This is a genomic window from Variovorax sp. 679 (assembly GCF_003952185.1).
GTDB lineage: Bacteria > Pseudomonadota > Gammaproteobacteria > Burkholderiales > Burkholderiaceae_C > Variovorax.
In genome coordinates this window covers 55110-77202 of the sequence record NZ_RXFS01000005.1, presented here as the reverse complement: position 1 = coordinate 77202, position 22093 = coordinate 55110, and the positions used below count along the sequence as shown (strand labels likewise).

The 22093-nt window shown below is 68.4% G+C and carries 17 protein-coding genes; 4 read left to right on the top strand and 13 right to left on the bottom strand.

Annotation, left to right across the window (positions count from 1 at the left end):
* Window positions 1-73 precede the first annotated feature (73 nt).
* Both EJO71_RS13560 and EJO71_RS13555 read right to left on the bottom strand, forming a co-directional pair.
* Window positions 74-1291, bottom strand: a complete 1218-nt coding sequence (locus EJO71_RS13560; RefSeq protein WP_125949558.1) for a porin — start codon at window positions 1289-1291, stop codon at window positions 74-76.
* 205 nt (window positions 1292-1496) lie between these two features.
* Window positions 1497-2762, bottom strand: a complete 1266-nt coding sequence (locus EJO71_RS13555; RefSeq protein WP_125949559.1) for an MFS transporter — start codon at window positions 2760-2762, stop codon at window positions 1497-1499.
* 89 nt (window positions 2763-2851) lie between these two features.
* Between EJO71_RS13555 and EJO71_RS13550 the strand changes: the two genes are divergently transcribed.
* Complete coding sequence (locus EJO71_RS13550; RefSeq protein ID WP_125949560.1) at window positions 2852-3421, top strand: TetR/AcrR family transcriptional regulator; 570 nt, start codon at window positions 2852-2854, stop codon at window positions 3419-3421.
* Here EJO71_RS13550 and EJO71_RS13545 read toward each other — a convergent pair.
* The 5 genes from EJO71_RS13545 to EJO71_RS13525 all read right to left on the bottom strand — a co-directional run bounded on the left by EJO71_RS13545 (window position 3408) and on the right by EJO71_RS13525 (window position 9005).
* Window positions 3408-4391, bottom strand: coding sequence for a tripartite tricarboxylate transporter substrate binding protein (locus tag EJO71_RS13545; RefSeq protein WP_125949561.1), 984 nt, complete (start codon window positions 4389-4391; stop codon window positions 3408-3410). The two genes, EJO71_RS13550 and EJO71_RS13545, sit on opposite strands and share 14 nt — an antisense overlap.
* Window positions 4392-4523: 132 nt before the next feature.
* Entirely contained in the window at window positions 4524-5564 is a 1041-nt protein-coding gene (locus EJO71_RS13540; RefSeq protein ID WP_125949562.1) for a histone deacetylase family protein, read from the bottom strand.
* A gap of 40 nt (window positions 5565-5604) precedes the next feature.
* Complete coding sequence (locus EJO71_RS13535) at window positions 5605-6654, bottom strand: ornithine cyclodeaminase (RefSeq protein ID WP_125949563.1); 1050 nt, start codon at window positions 6652-6654, stop codon at window positions 5605-5607.
* Window positions 6655-6798: 144 nt separating this feature from the next.
* Window positions 6799-8022: an amidohydrolase gene (locus EJO71_RS13530; RefSeq protein ID WP_240651404.1), complete on the bottom strand. Its 1224-nt coding sequence runs from the start codon at window positions 8020-8022 to the stop codon at window positions 6799-6801.
* Window positions 8019-9005: a tripartite tricarboxylate transporter substrate binding protein gene (locus EJO71_RS13525; protein ID WP_125949565.1), complete on the bottom strand. Its 987-nt coding sequence runs from the start codon at window positions 9003-9005 to the stop codon at window positions 8019-8021. The genes EJO71_RS13530 and EJO71_RS13525 overlap by 4 nt, the downstream gene beginning before the upstream one ends.
* 114 nt (window positions 9006-9119) lie before the next feature.
* On the opposite strand from EJO71_RS13525, the gene EJO71_RS13520 reads away from it, so the two are divergent.
* A complete protein-coding gene (locus EJO71_RS13520; protein ID WP_125949566.1) occupies window positions 9120-10079 on the top strand; it encodes a LysR family transcriptional regulator in 960 nt (319 codons plus the stop codon).
* 10 nt (window positions 10080-10089) lie between these two features.
* Here the strand turns inward: EJO71_RS13520 and uvrA are convergent, their stop codons facing one another.
* On the bottom strand, window positions 10090-15840 hold the full coding sequence (gene uvrA / locus EJO71_RS13515) for an excinuclease ABC subunit UvrA (protein ID WP_125949649.1): 5751 nt from the start codon (window positions 15838-15840) through the stop codon (window positions 10090-10092).
* A gap of 187 nt (window positions 15841-16027) precedes the next feature.
* On the opposite strand from uvrA, the gene EJO71_RS13510 reads away from it, so the two are divergent.
* Together EJO71_RS13510 and EJO71_RS13505 are read left to right on the top strand one after the other, a co-directional pair.
* A complete protein-coding gene (locus EJO71_RS13510; RefSeq protein WP_125949567.1) occupies window positions 16028-17140 on the top strand; it encodes an ABC transporter substrate-binding protein in 1113 nt (370 codons plus the stop codon).
* Between the two features lie 174 nt (window positions 17141-17314).
* A complete protein-coding gene (locus tag EJO71_RS13505) occupies window positions 17315-18427 on the top strand; it encodes an ABC transporter substrate-binding protein (protein ID WP_125949568.1) in 1113 nt (370 codons plus the stop codon).
* 115 nt (window positions 18428-18542) lie between these two features.
* Here EJO71_RS13505 and EJO71_RS34325 read toward each other — a convergent pair whose 3' ends face one another.
* The 5 genes from EJO71_RS34325 to EJO71_RS13485 all read right to left on the bottom strand — a co-directional run bounded on the left by EJO71_RS34325 (window position 18543) and on the right by EJO71_RS13485 (window position 22090).
* Entirely contained in the window at window positions 18543-18692 is a 150-nt protein-coding gene (locus tag EJO71_RS34325; RefSeq protein WP_164546835.1) for a hypothetical protein, read from the bottom strand.
* A gap of 110 nt (window positions 18693-18802) precedes the next feature.
* Window positions 18803-20497 (bottom strand): MFS transporter, encoded by a 1695-nt coding sequence (locus EJO71_RS13500; RefSeq protein WP_125949569.1) that lies wholly within the window; start codon window positions 20495-20497, stop codon window positions 18803-18805.
* A gap of 188 nt (window positions 20498-20685) precedes the next feature.
* Window positions 20686-21333, bottom strand: coding sequence for a 2-hydroxychromene-2-carboxylate isomerase (locus EJO71_RS13495; RefSeq protein WP_125949570.1), 648 nt, complete (start codon window positions 21331-21333; stop codon window positions 20686-20688).
* On the bottom strand, window positions 21330-21605 hold the full coding sequence (locus tag EJO71_RS13490; RefSeq protein WP_125949571.1) for a DUF1289 domain-containing protein: 276 nt from the start codon (window positions 21603-21605) through the stop codon (window positions 21330-21332). Before EJO71_RS13490 ends, EJO71_RS13495 begins: the two co-directional genes overlap by 4 nt.
* The gene (locus tag EJO71_RS13485) at window positions 21602-22090 is read right to left on the bottom strand and encodes a YbaK/EbsC family protein (protein WP_125949572.1); all 489 of its coding nucleotides are present in this window, start codon (window positions 22088-22090) and stop codon (window positions 21602-21604) included. The genes EJO71_RS13490 and EJO71_RS13485 overlap by 4 nt, the downstream gene beginning before the upstream one ends.
* Window positions 22091-22093 lie beyond the last annotated feature (3 nt).

Genomic DNA, 22093 nt, shown 5'->3' with positions numbered 1-22093 from the left:
GCCCGCACGAGGCGGGAAAAAAAGAACCGGTGAAGGCTCCTTGGAGAAAAGGTTGCGGTAGCCGGCGTGCGGCTCAGAAGCTGTGGCGGATGCCGAACTCGTAGCCGGTCGACGACTTCGGCTGCAGCGCCGTGCGGTTGAACGTGGCGACGTACGACGGGCCGGCACCGACCGTGTTGCCCGCGCCGTTCTTGTTGCTGACGCGCGCGATCGTGCCGTAGAGCGCGGTGCGCTTCGACAGGTTGTGCACGTAGCCCAGCGCCAGCTTGTTGGACTTCGGATCGGGAGCGTTCACGGCGAAGAGGGCCGGCGTGCGGTTGAAGTCGTACTTGATCTGCGAGTACGAGGCACGGATCTGACCCGGGCCGATCGGCACGGTCACGCCGATCAGGTAGCCGGTCAGGTCGGTGCTCGGCACGCGGGTGAAGACGTTCAGCGGATCGCGCTGGTCCTTCGAGCGCGAGAACTCGCCGAACAGCTTGGCCACGCCGAAGTCGTAGGTCGCGCCGAGGTTGAAGGTCTTGATCTTGCCCGGGCGCGCCACGGCGGCCGCGCCGGTGCCGGTGGTGAAGCTGGTGTCGTTCTGCGCGTAGCTGACGGCGACGTCGAACGGGCCCGACGCGTAGCCGACGCGACCGCCGATGTGGCGGCCGGTGTTGCTCCGGTCGGCGCCGGCCACGGAGTCCGGCGAGGTGCGGGTGATCTCATGCAGGCTGTAGCCCACGTTGCCGTAGAAACCGCCGAGGTTGCGCGGCAGGAAGTACTGCACCATGTTGCCGGCGCGCTTGTAGGTGCTGTTGCTGCCGTAGCCGGTGCCCGACACGCTGGCTTCGTTGGCGTCGATGATCAGCGAGCCGCCGATGCCGGTGTCGGCGAACGGGTCGAACTGCTCGTCGTTCAGCACGGTGGCGGTCTTGTCGCGGCCGAGGCGGACTTCGCCGAAGCTGCCGGCCAGGCTCACCGTCGAGCGGCGGCTGAAGTTGGAGACGCCGGTGGCGCCGTCGTCGTTGGTGATCGGGGCTTCGAGCCAGAAGCTCGCCGACAGGCCGCCGCCGAGGTCTTCCACGCCGCGGAAGCCGAGACGGCTGGAGCTCAGGCCCGAGTTGGCCAGTTCGCTGCGGCTGGCCTTCACGCTGTAGTAGGGGGTGAAGGGGGTAGCCGGAATCGACTCGCTCTTGTTCGACACGTTGCGGTAGGCGGCATCGACCACGCCGAACAGCGTCACGGTCGACTGCGCCGAGGCGGCACCGCAGGCCGCGAGGGCGGCCAGAACAAGCAGGGATTTCTTCATTCGTATCACTCCAGGATGGGGAATTGCCACACCCGTGTCAGGTGTGGCTGTTAAGGGCCCGGGCCTTCGCGCCACAGGTCTGCATCCGAGTGTTTCCATCGTGGAAGACAAATGAATTACATAGGGTAAATACTCTCCTGCCGAAGGGCCAAGGGACTTGACATACGTGTCCTGACTATTAACTGACTCGATACAAGATTCCGGGCTACTCGCTCACGGGCAGCTCGCGCGCACCACGACGCAACACCGCCCACTGGTTCCACACGCCGAAGGCGGCAATCAGCAGCAGCACCGCCGCATAGCCCTCGGTCGTGGTCAGCAGTCCGACGGGCGCCACCAGGAAGCCCGCCAGCATCGCCGGCAGGCTGAACGCGAGATAGCTCACCACGAAGATCGCCGCGAACAGCTCTCCGCGTTCGTGCGACTGCGCCAGCGGCGCCAGCGTCTGCACCAACGCAGAGAACGCGCCGCCGAAGCCCAGGCCCGCCACCGCCGTGCCGACGAAGAACAGCGCGAGCGAGCGCGTGGCGAGCGACGCGAGCAGCAGCACCAGCCCGACGGCGATGCTCGCCATGCCGAGGATGATCGGCTTCGGCGCGGCGAAGCGCGCGAGCAGAGTGGGCGCGATCGCCCCCATGCCCGACAGCACCGCCACCGTGAGGCCGTTGACCACGCCGTTGTCGATGCCGAACACGTGCAGCATCAGCGAAGGCGCGAGCGACAGGTAGAGCCCGCCGAGCGCCCACACCACGACGAACACCGGCAGCCCGCGCGCGAACTCGGCGCGCGCCCTCACCGGAATCGACACGCGCGGCACCAGCGAAGCCAGCGCGCCGGCGCGCGGCGTGACGGTCTCGGGCATCCACAGCACCACGGCCGCACCCAGCGCGAACACAAGGGCCAGCACGCCGAACACCAGCATCACCGGCTGGACCGAGAACTTCACCGCGATGCCGGTCAGCAGCGCCCCCACGGCAAGGCCAGCCAGCGGCGACACGCTCGTGATCATCGCCCCCAGCCGCTTGCGCGTGGCCGGCGCAGCCTCGACCACCGCCGCGCTCAACGCACCGCTCGCGACGCCCGTGGCGATGCCCTGCACCACGCGCGCGGCGATCAGCCCGCCGATGCCGTTTGCGAGCAGGAAGAGCCCCATCGCCACCGCCTGCAACACCAGCGCCGCCAGCACCACCGGCCGCCGCCCGATGTGGTCCGACAGCGAGCCCGCGATCAACAGGGAAACCAGCAGCGCGATCGCATAGACCGCAAAGGCCACCGTGAGCAGCGAGGACGAGAAGTGCCACGCATGCTGGAACACCACGAAGAGCGGCGAAGGCGCTGCAGCCGCGAAGAAGAAGGCGAACAGCACCGCCGCCAGCAGCGGAAAGGCCGCGCGTGGCGGCAGGCGCCAGGGCCTGGAGCGCGCCGCGAGGTCGGCGGTGGCGGATGCGAGTTCGGGGCAGGAGGACGGCATGGCGAATCCTTAATGCAACTTTTTTTGCTTTTGCGATTCTAGACCTGAGAATCGACTAAAGCAAATATCTTTGCGTTAAAGTGACAACCATGACTGACATCGCCCTTCCCAACAAACGCCCCGGCGGCCGCAGCGCGCAGGTGCAGGCCCTGGTGCGCACCGCCCTCGAAGAACTGGTGGTGGAGCAAGGACGGGAGCGCGTCACGGTGCCGGCCGTGGCCGAACGCGCTGGCGTCAGCGCATCGAGCATCTACCGGCGCTGGGGCGACCTGCAGGGCCTGCTGGCCGAGACGGCCACCCACCGGCTGGACCCGAACCGCCCGCTGCCGGACACCGGCTCCCTGCGCGCCGACCTGGAAGCCTGGGCGCGCGAACTCATCGAGCACCTGGCCAAGCCGTGCAATACCTCGTTGCTGAAAGCCGCGGCCGCGCTGGCCAATGGCAACTCCGACACCGACTGCCTGCGCAACCGCCGCAGGGAAGCGCTGGCGCTGGTCGAGCAGGCGCACGCCCGGGGCGAGCGCGCACCCGAGCCGCAGCAGGTGATCGATCACCTGATCGCGCCGATCGTGTTCCGGCTGGTGTTCGGGGGAGATGCGGTGCAGCCGGAGCTTGCGCAGCGGCTGGTGGACGAGCTCTTCGCGATCAGTTCGTCTTGACTTCCTTCGCCAGGCCCAGCTTGTCGATGATCGCCTTCTCGCGCACCACCGTGTCCTGCGCGAACTTGGTGTAGGTCGCCGAGCTCATGTAGTTCGGCAGCATGTCGTAGCGGCCCAGCGATGCCACATAGCTGGGCTCTTCCATCGCCTGCTTGAAGGCGTCGTGCAGCTTCTTCACCACCTCGGGCGGCGTGCCCTTGGGCGCGCCGATGCCGAAGGGCGAGTTCTGCACCACGTCGTAGCCCAGCTCCTTCAGCGTGGGCGCGTCGGGGAACTTGGCCAGGCGCTTCTCGCCCCAGGTGTTGAGCACGCGCAGCTTGCCGGCCTCGACCTGCGGCGCGAAGCCGGTGCTGTCGGCGGCGGCCATCAGCTGGCCGCTGACCACGGCGAGCATCAGGTCGGCGCTGCCCTTGTAGGGCACGTGCTGCAGCTGGATGCCGGCCTTCTGCGCGACGATCTCGGTGGTCAGGTGCGGGCTCGTCAGCGTGCCGGTCGAGCCGTAGGTGAGCTTGCCGGGGTTGGCCTTGGCGTAGGCGACGAAGTCGGCCCAGGTCTTGAAGGGGCTGTCGGCCGGTACCACGATGCCGAAGGCATAGCCCGTGACGTTCAGCACGTACGTGATGTCCTTCAGCGGGTCCCAGTTGATCTTGGTCGTGTAGCCCAGGCGGAACACGCCCAGCGGGATCTGCGCGACGGTGTAGCCGTCGGGCTGCGCGGTCTGCAGCGCCTGCGCGGGCAGCGTGCCGCCGGCGCCGGGCTTGTTGTCGATGATGACCGGCTGGTTGAGGATCTTGCTCGCGTTCTCGGCGAGCTGGCGCATCGTGATGTCGGTCGGGCCGCCCGCCGGGAAGGCGATCACCAGCTTGATGGGCTTCGCGGGAAAGCCCTGCGCAAAAGCCGCCAGGGGAGAAGCGAGACCGCACGCTGCAACGAGCGAGGCGGCACGGAGGAAAGTGGAGCGGCGGAGCATGGCTGACTGGTTCCTGACTTGGAAAAGCGCCGATTGGGCCCCGCCGGTCCGGTGAAGGCAATCGGGACTGCCCTGATTTCCCGCTCCGGCACGGGTGATTCGGGCAATCCGAGTCGCCTGCGCGTCAGCCGGTCAGGCCTGGGCGAAGCCTTCGATCACGTTCACCGCGTTGACGCCCACCTCGGCCACCGCATAGCCGCCCTCGAACACGAACACCGTCGGCAACCCGGCGCGCGCCAGGTCTTCGCCCATGCGCAGGTAGTCGTCGCTCCTGAGCTTGAAGCCCGAGATCGGGTCGCCCTCGAAGGTGTCGACGCCGAGCGAGACCACCAGCGCGCCGGCCTTCACCTCGGCGATGCGGGCCAGCGCAGTCTTCAGCGCCGCGCGCCATGCCGTGAAGTCCGTGCCGCGCGGCAGCGGCAGGTTGTGGTTGAAGCCCTCGCCCCGCCCGGCACCGCGCTCGTCGGCGTGGCCCAGGTAGTACGGATAGTCGGTCAGCGGATCGCCGTGCAAGCTCGCGAAATGCACGTCGTCGCGCTCGTAGAAGATGGCTTGCGTGCCGTTGCCGTGGTGGTAGTCGACGTCGAGCACGGCCACGCGTTCCACGCCCGCGTCGCGCAGCGCCTGCGCCGCGACGGCGGCGTTGTTCAGGAAGCAGTAGCCGCCGAAGAAATCGGCACCCGCATGGTGGCCCGGCGGCCGCGTCAGCGCGAAGGCAGCGCGCTCGCCGCCGACGATGCGCCGTGCCGCGGTCCACGCACAGGCCGCGCCGTGGCGTGCCGCCGCCCAGCTGCCGGCCATCAGCGGTGTGCCCGCGTCGAACGAGAACAGCCCCAGGCGCGCCGGAAAGCTCTTCGGCAGCACGTCGCTGCGCATGCCGCGCGTGGGCCAGTACGAAGGCAGCGCGTCGCGCGTCGCATTGGCCGGGTCCAGCGCCACCCACTCATTCCACGCATGCGCGATGAAGTCCAAATAGCGCGGCGCATGCACCTTGGCGAGCAGCGCGTCGTCGAAGGCATCGGGCGCCTGCAGCGGGCCGAGTCCTCGGCGCTCCAGCTCGCTCTTCACATGGTCGACGCGGGCGGGCACCTCGAAGCACGGCACGAGTTCGCCGCGGAACATCTCGACTTTGCCCTGGTGAAGAACGTGCTGGTCGTTGTAGATGGTGAGCATGGATGAGGGAAGGCGGGATCGGCGGTGACGAAGCCGCCCATCATGCCGCACGCCGCAGCACCGCCCGGCGCCGGCCCGAGGCCGTGAGCCCGAACAGGTCCTTCGGATCGTCGAGCTCGGGCACCAGCGCGATCTGCCGGCCGATGCCGCGCTCGGTGGCGATGCGCTGGATGTAGCGCAGCGCCGTGTAGTCCTCCAGCGCGAAGCCCACCGAGTCGAACAGCGTCACCTGCGCCGGGCTCCCCCGGCCGGGCACCTCGCCGAGCAGCACGCGCCAGAGTTCCTGCACCGGAAAGTCGGCGGCCACCTGCTGGATCTCGCCTTCCACGCGGGTCTGTGGCTCGTACTCGACGAACACGCGCGCCTTGCCGAGCACGCCGGGATGCAGCTCTGTCTTGCCGGGCGAATCACCGCCCACCGCGTTGATGTGCATGCCCGGCTCGATCATGTCGGGCGTGAGCACCGTCGCGCGCCCCTGGTAGGCGGTGACGGTGGTGACGATGTCCGCGCCGCGCACCGCCTCGGCCACGGAACGCGCACGCACGATCTCCAGCGGCGTGCAGGCTGCCAGGTGACGCACCAGCTTGTCGGTGGCGTGCGGATCGATGTCGAACACGCGCACCTCCTCGATGCCCAGCAGCGCATGGAAGGCCAGCGCCTGGAACTCGCTCTGCGAGCCATTGCCGATCAGCGCGAGGCTGCGCGAATCGGGTCGCGCCAGCGCCTTCGCGGCCATCGCGGAAGTGGCTGCCGTGCGCAGCGCGGTGGTGAGCGTGAGTTCGGAAAGCAGCACGGGGTAGCCCGTGTCGACTTCGGCCAGCACGCCGAATGCCATGACGGTCGGCAGCCCGACCTGGGTGTTGTGGGGATGCCCGTTGACGTACTTGAAGGCGTAGGCGCCGTCGTCGGCCACCGGCATCAGCTCGATCACGCCGAGGTGCGAATGGCTGGCCACGCGCGCCTTCTTGTCGAACTCGCGCCATCGCAGGAAGTCGTCGCGCAGCGCGTCGGCCAGCGCGGTGAGGAACTCCGGCACACCAGTCTCGTCCACCAGGCGGACCAGGCTGTGAACATCGATGAAGCGGGTCATGACATGGCTCCTTGCGTAGCCCCGCCGCGGCGCTTCATCCCCTCACATGTTTACTCCACCATGGCTGATTCAGGATGCGCCTGCGCCAAGGGTTGAAGCCATTGTGCGCCTCTTTGCACAACCCTGGCGAGGCCCCCGAAAGGCCTATGCGTTCAGGTGGAAGGGCGCGTTCGCGAACAGCTGCACGCCATGCAGCAGCGCGTCTTCGTCGAAGTCGAAATGCGGATGGTGATGCGGATGCACGATGCCCTTGGCGGCACTGCGCGCGCCGATGAACACATAGGTGCCCGGCGCGTGCTTCAGGAACGCGCTGAAGTCCTCGCTGTTCGGCAAGGGCCGGATGGTTTCCAGCGCCGCCGTCGCAATGCCCTGGCTCACCGCCGTGCGCACCAGTGCGGCCACGGCGGGATCGTTGACCACCGGGCTGTAGCCGCGGATGTACTCCAGCTCGCATGTCGCGCCATGCGCCGCCGCCACGCCATTGGCGATGCGCTCCACCAGCGCAGGCACGCCGGCGCGCACCTGCTCGCTGAAGCAGCGCACCGAGCCCCACAGCTCCACCGCGTCGGGAATCACGTTGAAGGCGCTGCCGCCGTCGAAGCGCGTGACCGAAAGAATCAGCGCCTCGTGCGGGTCGGTGTTGCGCGAAACGATGGCCTGCAGGTTCCCGACGATCTGCGCGCCGATCATGATCGGGTCGATGCAGCGGTCGGGGTTGGCCGCATGGCCGCCGCGTCCGCGCAGGCGCAGCACGAAGCGGTCGGAGCTGGCCAGCGCCGGGCCGTCGAGCACGGCGATGCTGCCGGTGTCCAGCGTCGACATCACGTGCGCCGAGATCACCTGGTCGACGCCCTGCATCACGCCCGCGTCCACCATCTGCTGCGCGCCGCCCGGATGCTGCTCCTCCGCGTGCTGGAAGAAAAAGCGCACTTCGCCCGGCACCTGCGCGCCCAGGCCGGCGAGGATGCGCGCCGCGCCGAGCAGCATCGCCGCGTGGCCGTCATGGCCGCAGGCGTGCATGACGTTGGCGTTGTCCGAGGCGTAGTCGCAGCTTTTCTGGTCCTGCAGCGGCAGCGCGTCGATGTCCGCGCGCATCGCCAGCGTGCGACCTTTCCTGCCGCCGGTCAGGCGTGCGAGCAGGCTGGTGGGCGTGGGGCGGGTCACCTCGAGCCCGTCGATGGCTGCAAGCTCGCGTTCGAGGAAGTTGGCGGTGTCCACCTCCTTGAACGACAGCTCGGGGTGGCGGTGCATGTGGCGCCGCCATGCGACGACTTCGGCATGCTGGCGCTGCGATTGCGCGTCGACGGTTTCGGCGATGGCGGAGAGCGAAAGGGGCGTGCTGGATGCGTTCATGGTGCTGTCGCTCATTCGGGGCTGATGCCTGCGGCCTGGACGATGCGGCGGTTGCGCGCCAGCCCGCTCTCGATCTGCGAACGGAAGACGTCGGAAGAACCGCCGACCGCCTCCACGCCCATCTCCTTCAGGCGCGCGAGCAGCGCCGGGTCTTTCAACGCCGCCACGGCCGCGTCGTGCAGCTTCTTCTGGATGGCAGGCGGCGTCTTCGCCGGCGCCACCAGGCCGAACCAGGTCATCGCCAGCTCGTTGAGATCGGGCTGACCAAGCTCCTTCAGCGTGGGCACCGAAGGCAGCGCCTCCAGCCGCTTGTGCGCGCCCACGGCGAAGGGCAGCAGCTTTCCGCTCTTGATGTACGAGGCCGACGAGGGGTACTGGTCGCTCGACACCTGCGTCTCGCCCGCCAGCGCCGCCGTCAGGGCCGGACCCATGCCGCGGTACGGGATGTGGCGCAGCTTGAACTTGAGGTCGGTGTTCATCGCCTCGATCAGCAGGTGGCTGATGGAGCCCGGCCCCGAGGAGCCCATGTTGTAGACATCGGGCTTCGCGCGCACCTCGGTCACCACCTGCTCGAAGCTGCGCCCCGGGAACGACGGGTGCACCATGAACACCGCCGGCACGGTCGCCAGCATGGTGATCGGCGCCAGGTCCTTCAGCGGATCGACGCGGTTCGCCTTGAGCATGACCGGGTTCACCGTCAGCGTGCTCACGGTGCCGATGCCGACGGTGTAGCCGTCCGCGTCGGCGCGGGCCACGGCTTCGGAGCCGATCATGCCGCCGCCGCCCGCGCGGTTGTCCACCACCACCGGCTGGCCCAGCGTGGCCTGCATCCTGTCGGCCACCAGCCGGGCCACGAGGTCGGTCGAGCCGCCGGGTGCGAAGGGCACGATCAGCTTGACCGGCCGCTGTGGATAGCTGTCCTGCGCGAAGGCCGGAATCGCGAAAAGGCCCAGCAGGGCCGCTGAGAAGGCCGCAAGCCGGCGACGGGAAAGCTGCATGTCATGTCTCCGAGGGAACCGAAAAGTGGCCGGATTATGTTGACGCCAGCGATCGGCTTCCAATAGATTCATTGCCCACTCGATAAGCAAACCCGATACCCCACGAAGCCAGCCATGCCCACGGTGACGCCCGCCTCCTCTGTCCTCTACGCCCGGCTGGTTGCGAAGGGACGCCTGCGGCACCTGCAGCTGCTGGTGTCCGTCGCCGATTCGGGCAGCGTGCGGCGCGCGGCCGAGCAGATCGGCATGAGCCAGCCCGCGGCGACGCAGGCGCTGGCGGACATCGAGGGCCTGCTCGACACGCCGCTGTTCGAGCGGCATGTGCGCGGCATGAGGCTCACGGCCGCCGGGCGCGCGGTGATCCCGATGGCCCGCAACACGCTGAGCGCCCTGCGCGCCTCGGCCGACACCGTGCATGCGCTGCAGGCCGGCGCGAGCGGCGTGCTGCGCGTGGGTGCGATCCCGGCGGCCGTCTCGGGCCTGCTGTGCCGTGTGCTGCCCGCGTTCGGCGCGCGCCACCCGGCCTTGCGCATCGAGGTGCTGGAGGCGCCCGGCGAGCAGCTGCTGGCCGACGTGATGTCCGGCCGCGTCGATGTGGCGCTGTGCCGCCGGCCGCCGGAGCTGCCCGCGCCCTGCACCTTCGAGCCGCTCGCGCCCGACGTGCCCTGGATCGTGGCGGGCCGCCGCCATCCGCTCGCGCGCAAGGCGCAGCCGACGCTGGCCGACCTGCGCGCCGCGCGCTGGACGCTGCCGGTGCATGGCATCGGGGTGCGCGGCGTCTTCGATGCGCTGTTCGACGCGCCCGATGCACCGAAGCCCGAACTCCATCCGATCTCGAGCACCTCGCTGCCGCTGGTGCTCGAACTCCTGCGCGGCGACCGCGTGCTCTCGCTGGTGCCGCGCAGCCTCATCGCGCCGTTCGTGCAATGGGGGCTGGTCGCGCGCGTGGCCTACGAACTCGACGGCGAGTTCGAAGGCATCGGCGCGCTGCAGGGCGCGGAGAGCGACAGGCCGGCCGTGGCCGCCTGCCTGGAAGCGCTGCGCGAGGCGGCCCGGTCGGAAGAAGCCGCCTGAGCGGCTCCGGTCAGCGCGCCAGCACCGGCGCCAGCGCCACGCCGGTGTGCGTGCCCAGCCGCACCACCTCTTCGGGCGGTGCCGACGCGACGATGCGCCCGCCCGCGTTGCCGCCTTCAGGCCCCAGGTCGAGGATCCAGTCGGCCTCGGCGATCAGGTCGAGGTCGTGCTCGATCACCACCACGCTGTGGCCGCCGTTCACCAGCCGGTGCAGCACGTGGATCAGCTTCTCGACGTCGGCCATGTGCAGGCCCACGGTCGGCTCGTCGAGCACGTACAGCGTGTGCGGCGCCTTCTGGCCGCGGCGGGTGATGTCGTCGCGCACCTTGCTCAGCTCGGTCACCAGCTTGATGCGCTGCGCCTCGCCGCCAGAGAGCGTCGGCGAGGGCTGCCCCAGCGTGAGGTAGCCGAGTCCCACGTCCTTCAGCAGCTGCAGCGGGTGGCTGATGTTGGGCATGCTCGCGAAGAACTCGACGGCCTCGTCGACTTCCATCTTCAGCACGTCGCCGATGCTCTTGCCGCGCCAGCTCACGGCCAGCGTCTCGGGGTTGAAGCGCGCGCCGTGGCAGACCTCGCAGGGCACCTTCACGTCGGGCAGGAAGCTCATCTCGATGGTGCGCACGCCCGCGCCTTCGCAGCCCGGGCAGCGGCCTTCGCCGGTGTTGAAACTGAAGCGCGCCGGGCCGTAGCCGCGCGCCTTGGCTTCGAGCGTGTCGGCGAAGAGCTTGCGGATGGTGTCCCAGAAGCCGATGTAGGTGGCCGGGCAGCTGCGCGGCGTCTTGCCGATTGGCGTCTGGTCGACCTCGAGCACGCGGTCGATGGTCTCGTAGCCTTCGACCTTGCTGCAGCCGGCCCACGCCGGGCGCTTGCCTGCGGCATCGGCGTCGCGGCCCGCCTTGGTCATGCGCTGCACCACGATGGCCTGCACGTTGGCCAGCAGCACGTCGCGCGCCAGCGTCGACTTGCCCGAGCCGCTGACGCCGGTGACCACCACGAGGCGGTGCAGCGGCAGCGTGGCGGTGATGTCCTGCAGGTTGTGCAGGTCGGCGCCGTGCACGGTGAGCCACTCGCCGCTCTTCCCGGCCTTGGGGTCTGGCGACGGCACCAGCCGGCGCGCCTGCAGCGGGTGCCTGATCGCATCGCGCAGGTAGCGGCCGGTCTGAGAATCGCCGGCCTTCTGGATGTCGGCCACCGTGCCTTCCGCCACCAGCCTGCCGCCGCGCTTGCCGGCGCTCGGGCCGATGTCGATGATGTGGTCGGCGCGGCGGATGGTGTCCTCGTCGTGCTCCACCACCACCAGCGTGTTGCCCTTGTCGCCGAGCTTGTGCAGCGCGTCGAGCAGGATCTGGTTATCGCGCGCGTGCAGGCCGATGGTCGGCTCGTCGAGCACGTAGCACACGCCCTGCAGGTTGCTGCCGAGCTGCGCCGCGAGGCGGATGCGCTGCGCCTCGCCGCCTGAAAGCGTGGGCGCGCCGCGGTCGAGCGTGAGGTAGCCCAGGCCCACTTCTTCGAGGAATTCGAGCCGGCTCCTGATTTCCGGCACGAGATCGCGTGCGATCTCGGCCTCGCGGCCGGTAAGCGTGAGCCCGTCGAACCACTGCCGCACCTCGGTCACGCTCATGCGCGCGAGTTCGGTGATGCCGATGCCGCCCGTGCCGTCGGCCGCGGTGCCGAAGCTCACGGCGCGCGCCGTGGCGTTCAGGCGCGTGCCCTCGCAGGTCGGGCAGACCACGTCGGCCAGGTCTTCGACCTCGGGCTCGGCGAAGGTCTGCTCGCGGCCCTTGCTGTCGTCGGCCAGCACGGAGTCGTCGAACACCTTGCGCTGGTCCTTGCTGAGCTTGACGCCCGTGCCCACGCAGTCGGGGCACCAGCCGTGCTTGCTGTTGTAGCTGAACAGGCGCGGATCGAGCTCGGCGTAGCTGGTGCTGCACACCGGGCAGGCGCGCAGCGTGGAGAACACGTTCACGCGGCCGATGCCGGCCGCGGACACGCCCGCCATCATCGCGGCGCGCAGCCCGTCGAGCTCGCTCAGCACATGCACCACGCCCTTGCCGTGTTCGAGCGCCTTGGCCAGCGCCTCGCGCAGCTCGTTCTCCTTCGAGGGCAGCACGTCGAGGCTGGCCACCGGCAGCTCGATGCTGTGTTCCTTGAAGCGGTCGATGCGCGGGAAGCCGGTGGTCGGCAGGAAGTCGCCGTCCACGCGCAGGTGCGTGAAGCCGCGCGGACGCGCCCAGTCGGCCAGCTCGGTGTACACGCCCTTGCGGTTGCTCACCAGCGGCGCGAGCAGGCCGATGTGCTGGCCCTTGAAGTTGCGCATGAGCTGCGCGGCGATGCTGTCGGGCGTCTGCGGCTGCACGGCCGCGCCGTCGTGGATGCAATGCTGGATGCCCAGCTTCACGTACAAGAGGCGCAGGAAGTGCCAGACCTCGGTGGTGGTGCCCACCGTGCTCTTGCGGCCGCCGCGCGACAGGCGCTGCTCGATGGCCACGGTCGGCGGAATGCCGTACACCGCGTCCACCTCGGGCCGGCCGGCCGGCTGCACGATGCTGCGCGCATAGGCATTGAGCGATTCGAGGTAGCGGCGCTGCCCTTCGTTGAACAGGATGTCGAAGGCCAGCGTCGACTTGCCCGATCCGCTCACGCCCGTCACCACGCTGAACTTGCCGCGTGGAATGTCGACGCTGAGGTTCTTCAGGTTGTGCTCGCGCGCGTTGACGATCTGCACCGCCTCGGCGCCCGGCGCCTTCCTGGCGTTGGCGATGTAGCGGCGCGCGGCGCGCTCGGCCACCTTGTAGGCGTCGGGGCCGATGGCCAGCTCGTAGTCGGCCAGCGCGGCGCCGGTGAGCGAGGCGCGGTTCTCGCGCAGCTGCTCGGGCGTGCCTTCGGCCACCACCTGGCCACCGCCCTCGCCGCCTTCGGGGCCGAGGTCGATGAGCCAGTCGCTGGCGCGGATCACGTCGAGGTTGTGCTCGATCACGATCAGCGAATGGCCGGCGTCGAGCAGCTTGCGCAGCGCGCGCATCAGCCGCGCGATGTCGTCGAAGTGCAGGCCGGTGGTCGGCTCGTCGAACAGGAACAGCGTGCCCTTGCGCGCCACCGACTGCTTGCTGGCGGTGGCGTTCTTCGCGGCCTCGGCCAGGAAGCCCGCGAGCTTCAGGCGCTGCGCCTCGCCGCCGCTGAGCGTGGGCACGGGTTGGCCCAGCTTGACGTAGTCGAGACCCACGTCGGAAATCGGCTGCAGCACGCGCAGCACGTCGCGGTCGGCCTCGAACACCGCCGCGGCCTCGGCCACGGTGAGGTCGAGCACGTCGGCCACGTTGTAGCTCTTGCCCTTGCGTTCCACGCGCACTTCGAGGATCTCGGGGCGGTAGCGCTTGCCGTCGCAGTCGGGGCAGCGCAAGTACACGTCGGACAGGAACTGCATCTCGACGTGCTCGAAGCCCGAGCCGCCGCAGGTCGGGCAGCGCCCGTCGCCGGAGTTGAAGCTGAACTTGCTGGCGGTGTAGCCGCGCTGGCGCGAGAGCGTCGCGGTGGCGAAGATCTCGCGGATGGCGTCCCAGGCGCCCACGTAGCTCGCGGGGTTGGAGCGCGCGGTCTTGCCGATGGGCGACTGGTCGACGAACACCACGTCGCCAAGGTGGTCGGCGCCCAGCATGCGGTCGTGCGCGCCGGGCGTTTCCGTGGCCTTGCCGAAGTGGCGCATGAGCGCGGGCGCCAGCACGTCCTGGATCAGCGTGGACTTGCCCGAGCCGCTGACGCCGGTGACGCACACCAGGCGCGCCAGCGGGAACTCGACCGTGATGTTCTTCAGGTTGTGCTCGCGCACGCCTTCGAGGATGAGCCGGTGCGTGTTCTCGCTCACGAGCCGCTTGAAGCCCATGCCGATCTTCTTGCGCCCGCCCAGGTACTGGCCGGTGAGCGTGTCGGCATCGCGCAGCTGGTCGGTGGTGCCGTCGAACACGATCTGTCCGCCGCGCGCGCCGGGGCCGGGGCCCATGTCGATCACGCGGTCGGCGGCCAGCATCACGGCCGGGTCGTGCTCCACGACCACCAGCGTGTTGCCCGCATCGCGCAGGCGCAGCATGGCCTCGGTGATGCGGTTCATGTCGCGCGGATGCAAGCCGATGCTGGGCTCGTCGAGCACGAACAGCGTGTTGACCAGCGAGGTGCCGAGCGCGGTCGTGAGGTTGATGCGCTGCACCTCGCCGCCGCTCAGCGTGCGGCTCTGGCGGTCGAGCGTGAGGTAGCCGATGCCGACGTCATGCAGGTAGCGCAGGCGGGTGGTGATTTCCTCGAACAGCAGCTTCAGCGCCTGCAGCTCGCCTTCGCTCGCCGTGTGGCCGTTGCTGCGGTGCTCGATGCGGTCGAACAACTGCCGCAGCCGCTCGATGGGCAGCAGCATCAGGTCATGCAGGCACAGGCCCGGCAGGGCCTCGAGCTGCGCGCGCGTCCACTTGGCGCCGGTGGGCATGAAGCGCTTTTCGGGCGGCAGCACCGCGTCGGCGTCTTCCTTGCTGCCGATGCGCCACAGCAGGCTGTCGAGCTTCAGGCGCGCGCCGCTGCAGGTGGGGCACGGCGTGTAGCTGCGGTACTTGGACAAGAGCACTCGGATGTGCATCTTGTAGGCCTTGCTCTCCAGGTAGCCGAAGAAGCGGCGCACGCCGTACCACTGCTTGTTCCAGTTGCCTTCCTTGTAGTTGGGCGTGCCCTCGATCACCCAGTGCTTCTGCTCCTCGGTGAGCTTGTTCCAGGGCGTGTCGCGCGGAATGCCCGCCGCCTCGGCGTGGCGCATGAGGTCGTCCTGCGCCTCTTTCCATGCCGGCGTCTGGATGGTCTTGATGGCGCCGGCACGCAGCGTGAGCTTGTCGTTCGGGATCACCAGCCCCAGGTCGACGCCGATCACGCGGCCGAAGCCGCGGCAGGTGTCGCAGGCGCCCACGGCGGAGTTGAACGAGAACATCGACGGAATGGGGTCGGCGTAGCGGATGTCGCTCTCGGGGCAATGCAGGCCGGTCGAGAACTTCCACACATCTGTCGGCGCGTTCTCTTCGGCACCCGTGGCATGCACAGTGACACGCCCACTGCCACGCTTGAGCGCAACCTCGATGGCTTCCACCACGCGCGAGCGCTCGGCGCTCGATGCGCGGAAGCGGTCTGCCACCACGTCGAGCACCTTGCGCGGCCCGGTGGGCGTGGCCACCTCGCGCTCGGCCTGCACGCGCGTGAAGCCGCTCGCCGACAGCCACTGCGTGACCTCCTCGGCCGTGGTGCTCGCCGGCAGCTCGACCGGGAAGGTGACCACCAGGCGCGGGTCGCCCGCCGCGGCTGCGCGCTCGACGATCTGCGCATAGATGCTGTCGGGCGAGTCGTGGCGCACCGGCAGCGCGGTCTCGCGGTCGAACAGGTTGGCCGCGCGCGCGAAGAGCAGCTTCAGGTGGTCGTTCAGCTCGGTCATCGTGCCGACCGTGGAGCGCGAGGAGCGCACCGGGTTGGTCTGGTCGATGGCGATGGCGGGCGGCACGCCCTCCACCTTGTCGACGGCCGGCTTGTCCATGCGGTCCAGGAACTGGCGCGCGTAGGCGGAGAAGGTCTCCACGTAGCGCCGCTGGCCTTCTGCGTAGAGGGTGTCGAAAACGAGGCTCGACTTGCCCGAGCCGCTGGGCCCGGTGACCACCGTCATCTCGCCGGTGCGGATGTCGAGATCGAGGTTCTGGAGGTTGTGCTGGCGCGCGCCGCGAATCCGGATGGAGCCCTGTGTCATGAGTGCCTTGGGGGGTGGGGCAAACATTCTAGGGAGTGCTCCGTGACGGGTTTGCGCACTACGTCACAAGGTCGGTGGCTGCGCAGGGGTTTGTCCGGATGGAGTTCAAAACACTTTCAGAAACAAATACCACATTTGTTTTCATGCGCACCCGAGCCGGGCTCGCGCATTGCCCCGAAAGGTTTCCATGACGAAAACGCGCATGCTTTGCGCCACCGCACTGCTGGCCTTCAGCGCGCTCGGCGCGTCGGCGCAGATCCTGATCGGCCAGACCGCCGGCATGACCGGCTCGGTGGCCGCGAGCGTGAACGAGACCATCGGCGGCGCGCAGCTGGTGATCGATGCGGCCAACGCGCAAGGCGGCATCCACGGCGAGAAGATCGAGGTGCTGCGCATGGACGACGGCTTCGACGTGAAGCGCGCCAGCGAGAACGCGCGCGTGCTGATCGAGGACAAGAAGGTGCTGGCGCTCTTCATGAGCCGCGGCACGCCGCACTCGCAGGCCATCATCCCGTGGCTCGACAAGTACGACGTGGCGCTCATCGGCCCCTCCACCGGCGCGATGGTGCTGCACAAGCCGCTGCAGAAGCATGTGTTCAACGTGCGCGCCACCTACCAGCGCGAGGCCGAGAAGGCGGTGCAGCACCTGCTGACCATCGGCCTCACGCGCATCGCGGTGGTGTACGTGACCGACTCCTTCGGCTCCGACGCGCTCGAAGGCGCGATGACCGGCTTCACCAAGGGCAAGGCCAAGCCGACCGTGACCATCCCGGCCGACCGCGACAAGCCCGACTACAAGGCCATCGTGCCGGCCATCAAGGACGCCAACGCGCAGGCCGTGGTGTGGATCGGCTCGGGCGTGGCCGTGGTCGACGGCATCAAGGCGCTGCGCGCCGCTGGCTCGGCGGCGCAGGTGGTCACGCTGTCGAACAACGCCTCGTCGGGCTTCATCAAGCAGCTGGGCGACGCGAGCAAGGGCGTGATCGTGACGCAGGTGTTCCCCAGCGAGCGTTCGCTCGGCCAGCCGATGGTGAAGGAAGCCCTGGCTCTCGCACAAGCCAAGGGCCAGACGGAACTGTCGCCGGCCGCGCTCGAAGGCTTCGCCTCGGCCAAGGTGCTGGTGGAGGCGCTGCGCCGCGCCGGCCCCAAGCCCACACGCGCAAGGATGGTCGCCGCGCTCGAAGGCCTGCGCGGCTACGACCTGGGCGGGGGGCTCGAGGTGAGCTACTCGCCGACCGACCACAGCGGCATCGATTTCGCGGACCTGTCGATCATCAGCGACGGGCGCTTCAAGCGTTGAGTCCCCGCCCCCAGAGGGCGTTTCCACAGGCCCGCCGGCGCAATCCGGCGGGCTTTTTTTGGCCTGAAAACCTTGGTCTGACAGGGTTTGCGCGAACTGGCGGACGGTGACGTTCAGCAACACATTACACACCTGTTGACAGAAGCACCCCGCTTCGTGGAAAGGCTTTGCTCGATGAAGAAGACGTTCACGTCCTGCGCCGTTGCGCTGCTCCTGGCCATGACGGCGCCGGATGCATCGGCCCAGATCCTGATCGGCCAGTCGGCCGACCTCTCGGGCCCCGTGGCGGCCAGCGTCAAGGAAACCATCATGGGCTCGCAGCTGGTCATCGACCAGGTCAACGCCCAGGGCGGCATCAACGGCGAGCAGATCGAGGTGATCCGCATGGACGATGGCCTCGACGCCAAGCGCTCGCTGGAGAACACGCGCGTGCTCATCGAGGACAAGAAGGTGGTTGCGCTGCTGCTCAACCGCGGCACGCCCAACACGCTCGCGGTGATCCCGCTGCTCGACAAGTACGGCGTGGCGCTGGTCGGCCCCTCGACGGGCGCGATGGCGCTGCACAAGCCGGTGCAGAAGAACATCTTCAACGTGCGCTCGACCTACCAGCGCGAGGCCGAGAAGGCGGTGCAGCACCTGCAGACCACCGGCATCCAGCGCATCGCCGTCGTGCAGGCCGACGACTCCTTCGGCAAGGATGCGATGGAAGGCGCGAACAAGGGCTTCGAGAAGGCCAATCTGAAGCCGGCCGTGGTGGCGCTGGCGGACCGCAGCAAGCCCGACTACGCGGCCATCGTGCCGCAGCTCACCAAGGCGAACGTGCAGGCGGTGCTGTGGATCGGCTCGGGCACCGCGGTGACCGACGGCATCAAGGCGCTGCGCGCCGCGGGCTCGGCGGCGCAGATCATCACGCTGTCGAACAACGCGGCCTCGGGCTTCATCAAGGAACTGGGCTCGGCCAGCGCGGGCGTGATCATCACGCAGGTGCTGCCCTACGAGCGCTCGTTCGGCCACCCGCTCATCAAGGAAGCGCTGGCGCTCGCCAAGGCCAAGGGCCAGAACGAGCTGTCGCCCGCGCTGCTCGAGGGCTTCGTCGCAACCAAGGTGATGGTGGAGGCGCTGCGCCGCACGGGGCCGAAGCCCACGCGCGCGAAGCTGATCGCCACGCTCAACAGCTTCCAGTACGACGTGGGCGGCGGACTCGACGTGAGCTACTCGCCGACCGACCACACGGGCATCGACTACGTCGACCTCTCCATCGTGAGCGACGGCCGGTTCAAGAGGTAGGCTCGCCCCCAGGCTTCGCGCACTTCGTGTCGCTTCTCCAACCCCCTACCGGGGACAACACCTGCGGCCCGGCAAAGCCGGTTCCGCGGTGTTCCGGCCTGAAGAATCCTCGGGCCTACTTCGGCGCCGCGGCTGGCGCGGGCTCGTGCGTGGTGGTGTCGCCACCATGCTTCTCGCCCGACATGTCGACCTTGTCACCGGCCTTCGAGATCACGTACAGGGCAATGGCGGCGAAGATGACGAAGCCGACGACGATTTTCCACATGGGTGCTGTCTCCTGGATGGTTCAAGAAAAAGGCCTCATGCGGTCGGCATGAAGCCTCTTTGTTGAACGGAGGGCGCGGAGCCCTCCTCTCTTTTCTTGTTCGGCGACGATCAGTCGTTGGCGTAGATGTCCACGTCCTTGGTCTCGCGGATGAACAGCGTGCCCACCACCAGCGTGATGCCCGCGATGATGATCGGATACCACAGGCCGTTGAACATGTTGCCGGTCGAGGCCACGATGGCGAAGGCGGTGGTCGGCAGCAGGCCGCCGAACCAGCCGTTGCCGATGTGGTACGGCAGGCTCATCGAGGTGTAGCGGATGCGCGTGGGGAACAGCTCGACCAGCATCGCTGCGATCGGGCCGTAGACCATGGTCACCAGCAGCACCAGCCAGAACAGCAGCACGATGGTCAGCACCTTGTTGATCTTGGCGGGATCGGCCTTGGCCGGATAGCCCGCGACCTTCAGGTCTTCGGCCACGCCCTTCTTGAAAGCGGCGATCTCCTTGACGGAGTTCTCGTCGAACTTCGAGTTCACGACAGTGCCCACGGGCGCCTCGACCGTCTTGTCGCCGATCTTCACGATGGCCTTCGAGCCCGGCGCGCCGGCCACGTTCTCATAGCTCACAGAGTTCTGCACGAGGTAGCGCTTGGCGATGTCGCACGAGCTGCGGAAGTCGATCTCGCGGGCCACCGGGTTGCCCTGGAACGAGCAGGTCGCCGGGTCGGCCGTCACCGTGACGCCTGCCGTGGCCTGCGCGCGGGCCAGGTCGGGGTTGGCGGCCTCGGTCAGCATCTTGAAGACCGGGAAGTACGTGACCACGGCCAGCAGGCAGCCGGCCATGATGATCGGCTTGCGGCCGATCTTGTCGGACAGCGTGCCGAACACCACGAAGAAGGGCGTACCCAGCAGCAGTGCCGCGGCGATCATCAGGTTGGCCGTGGTCGCGTCGACCTTCAGCTGCGCCGTCAGGAAGAACAGCGCGTAGAACTGGCCCGAATACCACACCACCGCCTGGCCGGCCGTGAGACCCACCAGCGCCAGGATCACGATCTTCAGGTTCTTCCACTGGCCGAAGGACTCGGACAGCGGCGCCTTCGAGGTCTTGCCCTCGGCCTTCATCTTCTGGAAGGCGGGCGATTCCGACAGCGTCAGGCGGATCCACACCGAGATGCCCAGCAGCAGGATCGACACCAGGAACGGAATGCGCCAGCCCCAGTCGTTGAACGCGGCTTCGCCCATGAACTCGCGCACGCCCAGGATCACCAGCAGGCTCAGGAACAGGCCGAGCGTGGCGGTGGTCTGGATCCACGAGGTGTAGGCGCCGCGCTTGCCGTGCGGCGCGTGCTCGGCCACGTAGGTGGCGGCACCGCCGTACTCGCCGCCGAGCGCGAGGCCCTGCAGCATGCGCAGCGCGATCAGGATCACCGGCGCCGCGACGCCGATGGTCGCGTAGCTCGGCAGCAGGCCGACGATGAAGGTCGACAGGCCCATGATCAGGATCGTCACCAGGAAGGTGTACTTGCGCCCGATCATGTCGCCCAGTCGCCCGAACACGATGGCGCCGAACGGACGCACCAGGAAGCCGGCGGCAAACGCCAGCAGCGCGAAGATGAAGGCCGCGCCCGCATCGAGGCCGCTGAAGAACTGCTTCGCGATGATCGCGGCGAGCGAGCCGTAGAGGTAGAAGTCGTACCACTCGAACACAGTGCCGAGTGAAGAGGCGAAGATGACTTTCTTCTCCTCCGAGGACATGGGCCGGGGGGCCTGATGCGGAACCCCCCTCGAATCCAGTGTGGCTGCCATTGGTCGTCTCCTGTATGTATGCGTTCATTCGTTCCCGGCATTCGGGACCGTGAGGCATTCTTGGAGGCGCGACTGACCCGAGCCTTGCGCGAAACTGAACGCGCGCTTACGGATTAGGGTGAAACCCGCGCAGCGCGTTTCAGCCTGTAAGAAATCGGGCCGTTACCGGGGCTTGCCCGGGTTTGTACTCAGGCCGGCTTGCTGCTGCGCAACAAGGCCGGGCGCTGGTCCGCCGAGGCCCATTGCGGGCCGTCGAACCAGGCGTCGCCCGTCAGGTACGCGCGCAGCATCTGCAGGCCGTCGAAGCCCCAGAACAGGCGGCCGTCGACCACATAGGAGGGCGTGCCGAACACGCCCTGCTGCAGGGCTTCCTCGGTGTTGCGCTTGAGCAGGGCCTTGCTCTCGTCGCTGTTCGCGTCGCGCTTCGGGTTGAGCTGGGCAGTGAGCGCGGCAAGGCGCGCCGCATCGCCAGCCTCTTCACCGCCGCGCCACACGTGACGGAAGATGGTCTCGGCCACGAGGCGGCTGATGCTGCCGTCGTCGCCCGTGGACACCGCGAGCCGCAGGTGCGCCAACGGGTTGTAGGGATGCGATGCGGGCATCTGGATCTCGATGCCGTTCGCATGGCCCAGCCAGAGCACATGGCGGTACGTCCAGCTGCGCTTCGACGGAATCTCGGCGGGGCCCAGCTGGCCATGCTGCTTGAGCAGCGCACCCAGCAGCACCGGCTTGTAGGCCACGCTGTAGCTCAGTCCCTCGAGCGCCTCGGGCAGGTGCTCGAACGCGAGGTGCGCGTAGGGAGAGATGAAGTCGAGATGGAAGTCGATGTGCTTCATGCGTGCCTGTCTCCTGTGTCGCTTGTGCCGTCTGGAGCCCGCCAGATGCCGGCCTTGGCACGCAACTCTATCGCGCGCCACACATGGCGCCGGGTCTCGTCTTCCATCTTGCTCCAGCCCGCGATCTCGGGAATGGTGCGCAGGCAGCCTTCGCAGAAGCCGCTCAGGCGGTCCATGCGGCACACCGACGAGCACGGCGAGGGCACGTCTTCCGCCATGGACTGCACGGCCACGGCGCGTTCGGCGAGCGTCTCGGCTTCCGCGAAATTCACACCACGTCCGCCACCGGCGCGCCGGTGAGCTTCTCGAGGTCGTGCGGGCGCAACTGGAACACCGCATGCGGATGGCCGGCCGCGGCCCAGATCTCCTCGAAGCGGAACAGCTCGCGGTCGATCAGCACCACGGGTTGCGTCACATGGCCCACGGGCGACACGCCGCCGATGGTGAAGCCGGTGCGCGCCTTCACGAAGTCGGCGTCGGCGCGGCCGGTCTTGCCGACCAGCGCGTCGACCTTCTTCTCGTCCACGCGCTTGTCGCCCGAGGTGATGACGAGCACTGCCACCTCGTCGCTCTTGCGCCGGAAGATGATGCTCTTGGCGATCTGGCCGACCGAGATGCCGAGCGCGTCGGCCGCCTGCTGCGCGGTGCGGCAGGCGTCGTCGAGCATGCGTGGCGAATGGGGATGACCGGCGTCCTGCAGCACGCGGGACACGCGCTGGACGCCTTCAGGGAGGGAATGGAGTTCGGAACCGCACATGGA

Excerpts from the sequence above, each read along its gene's own strand:
- EJO71_RS13560 (WP_125949558.1), bottom strand. The coding sequence starts at position 1,291 with ATGAAGAAATCCCTGCTTGTTCTGGCCGCCCTCGCGGCCTGCGGTGCC.
- EJO71_RS13555 (WP_125949559.1), bottom strand. The coding sequence starts at position 2,762 with ATGCCGTCCTCCTGCCCCGAACTCGCATCCGCCACCGCCGACCTCGCG.
- EJO71_RS13550 (WP_125949560.1), top strand. The coding sequence starts at position 2,852 with ATGACTGACATCGCCCTTCCCAACAAACGCCCCGGCGGCCGCAGCGCG.
- EJO71_RS13545 (WP_125949561.1), bottom strand. The coding sequence starts at position 4,391 with ATGCTCCGCCGCTCCACTTTCCTCCGTGCCGCCTCGCTCGTTGCAGCG.
- EJO71_RS13540 (WP_125949562.1), bottom strand. The coding sequence starts at position 5,564 with ATGCTCACCATCTACAACGACCAGCACGTTCTTCACCAGGGCAAAGTC.
- EJO71_RS13535 (WP_125949563.1), bottom strand. The coding sequence starts at position 6,654 with ATGACCCGCTTCATCGATGTTCACAGCCTGGTCCGCCTGGTGGACGAG.
- EJO71_RS13530 (WP_240651404.1), bottom strand. The coding sequence starts at position 8,022 with ATGAGCGACAGCACCATGAACGCATCCAGCACGCCCCTTTCGCTCTCC.
- EJO71_RS13525 (WP_125949565.1), bottom strand. The coding sequence starts at position 9,005 with ATGCAGCTTTCCCGTCGCCGGCTTGCGGCCTTCTCAGCGGCCCTGCTG.
- EJO71_RS13520 (WP_125949566.1), top strand. The coding sequence starts at position 9,120 with ATGCCCACGGTGACGCCCGCCTCCTCTGTCCTCTACGCCCGGCTGGTT.
- uvrA (WP_125949649.1), bottom strand. The coding sequence starts at position 15,840 with ATGACACAGGGCTCCATCCGGATTCGCGGCGCGCGCCAGCACAACCTC.
- EJO71_RS13510 (WP_125949567.1), top strand. The coding sequence starts at position 16,028 with ATGACGAAAACGCGCATGCTTTGCGCCACCGCACTGCTGGCCTTCAGC.
- EJO71_RS13505 (WP_125949568.1), top strand. The coding sequence starts at position 17,315 with ATGAAGAAGACGTTCACGTCCTGCGCCGTTGCGCTGCTCCTGGCCATG.
- EJO71_RS34325 (WP_164546835.1), bottom strand. The coding sequence starts at position 18,692 with ATGTGGAAAATCGTCGTCGGCTTCGTCATCTTCGCCGCCATTGCCCTG.
- EJO71_RS13500 (WP_125949569.1), bottom strand. The coding sequence starts at position 20,497 with ATGGCAGCCACACTGGATTCGAGGGGGGTTCCGCATCAGGCCCCCCGG.
- EJO71_RS13495 (WP_125949570.1), bottom strand. The coding sequence starts at position 21,333 with ATGAAGCACATCGACTTCCATCTCGACTTCATCTCTCCCTACGCGCAC.
- EJO71_RS13485 (WP_125949572.1), bottom strand. The coding sequence starts at position 22,090 with ATGTGCGGTTCCGAACTCCATTCCCTCCCTGAAGGCGTCCAGCGCGTG.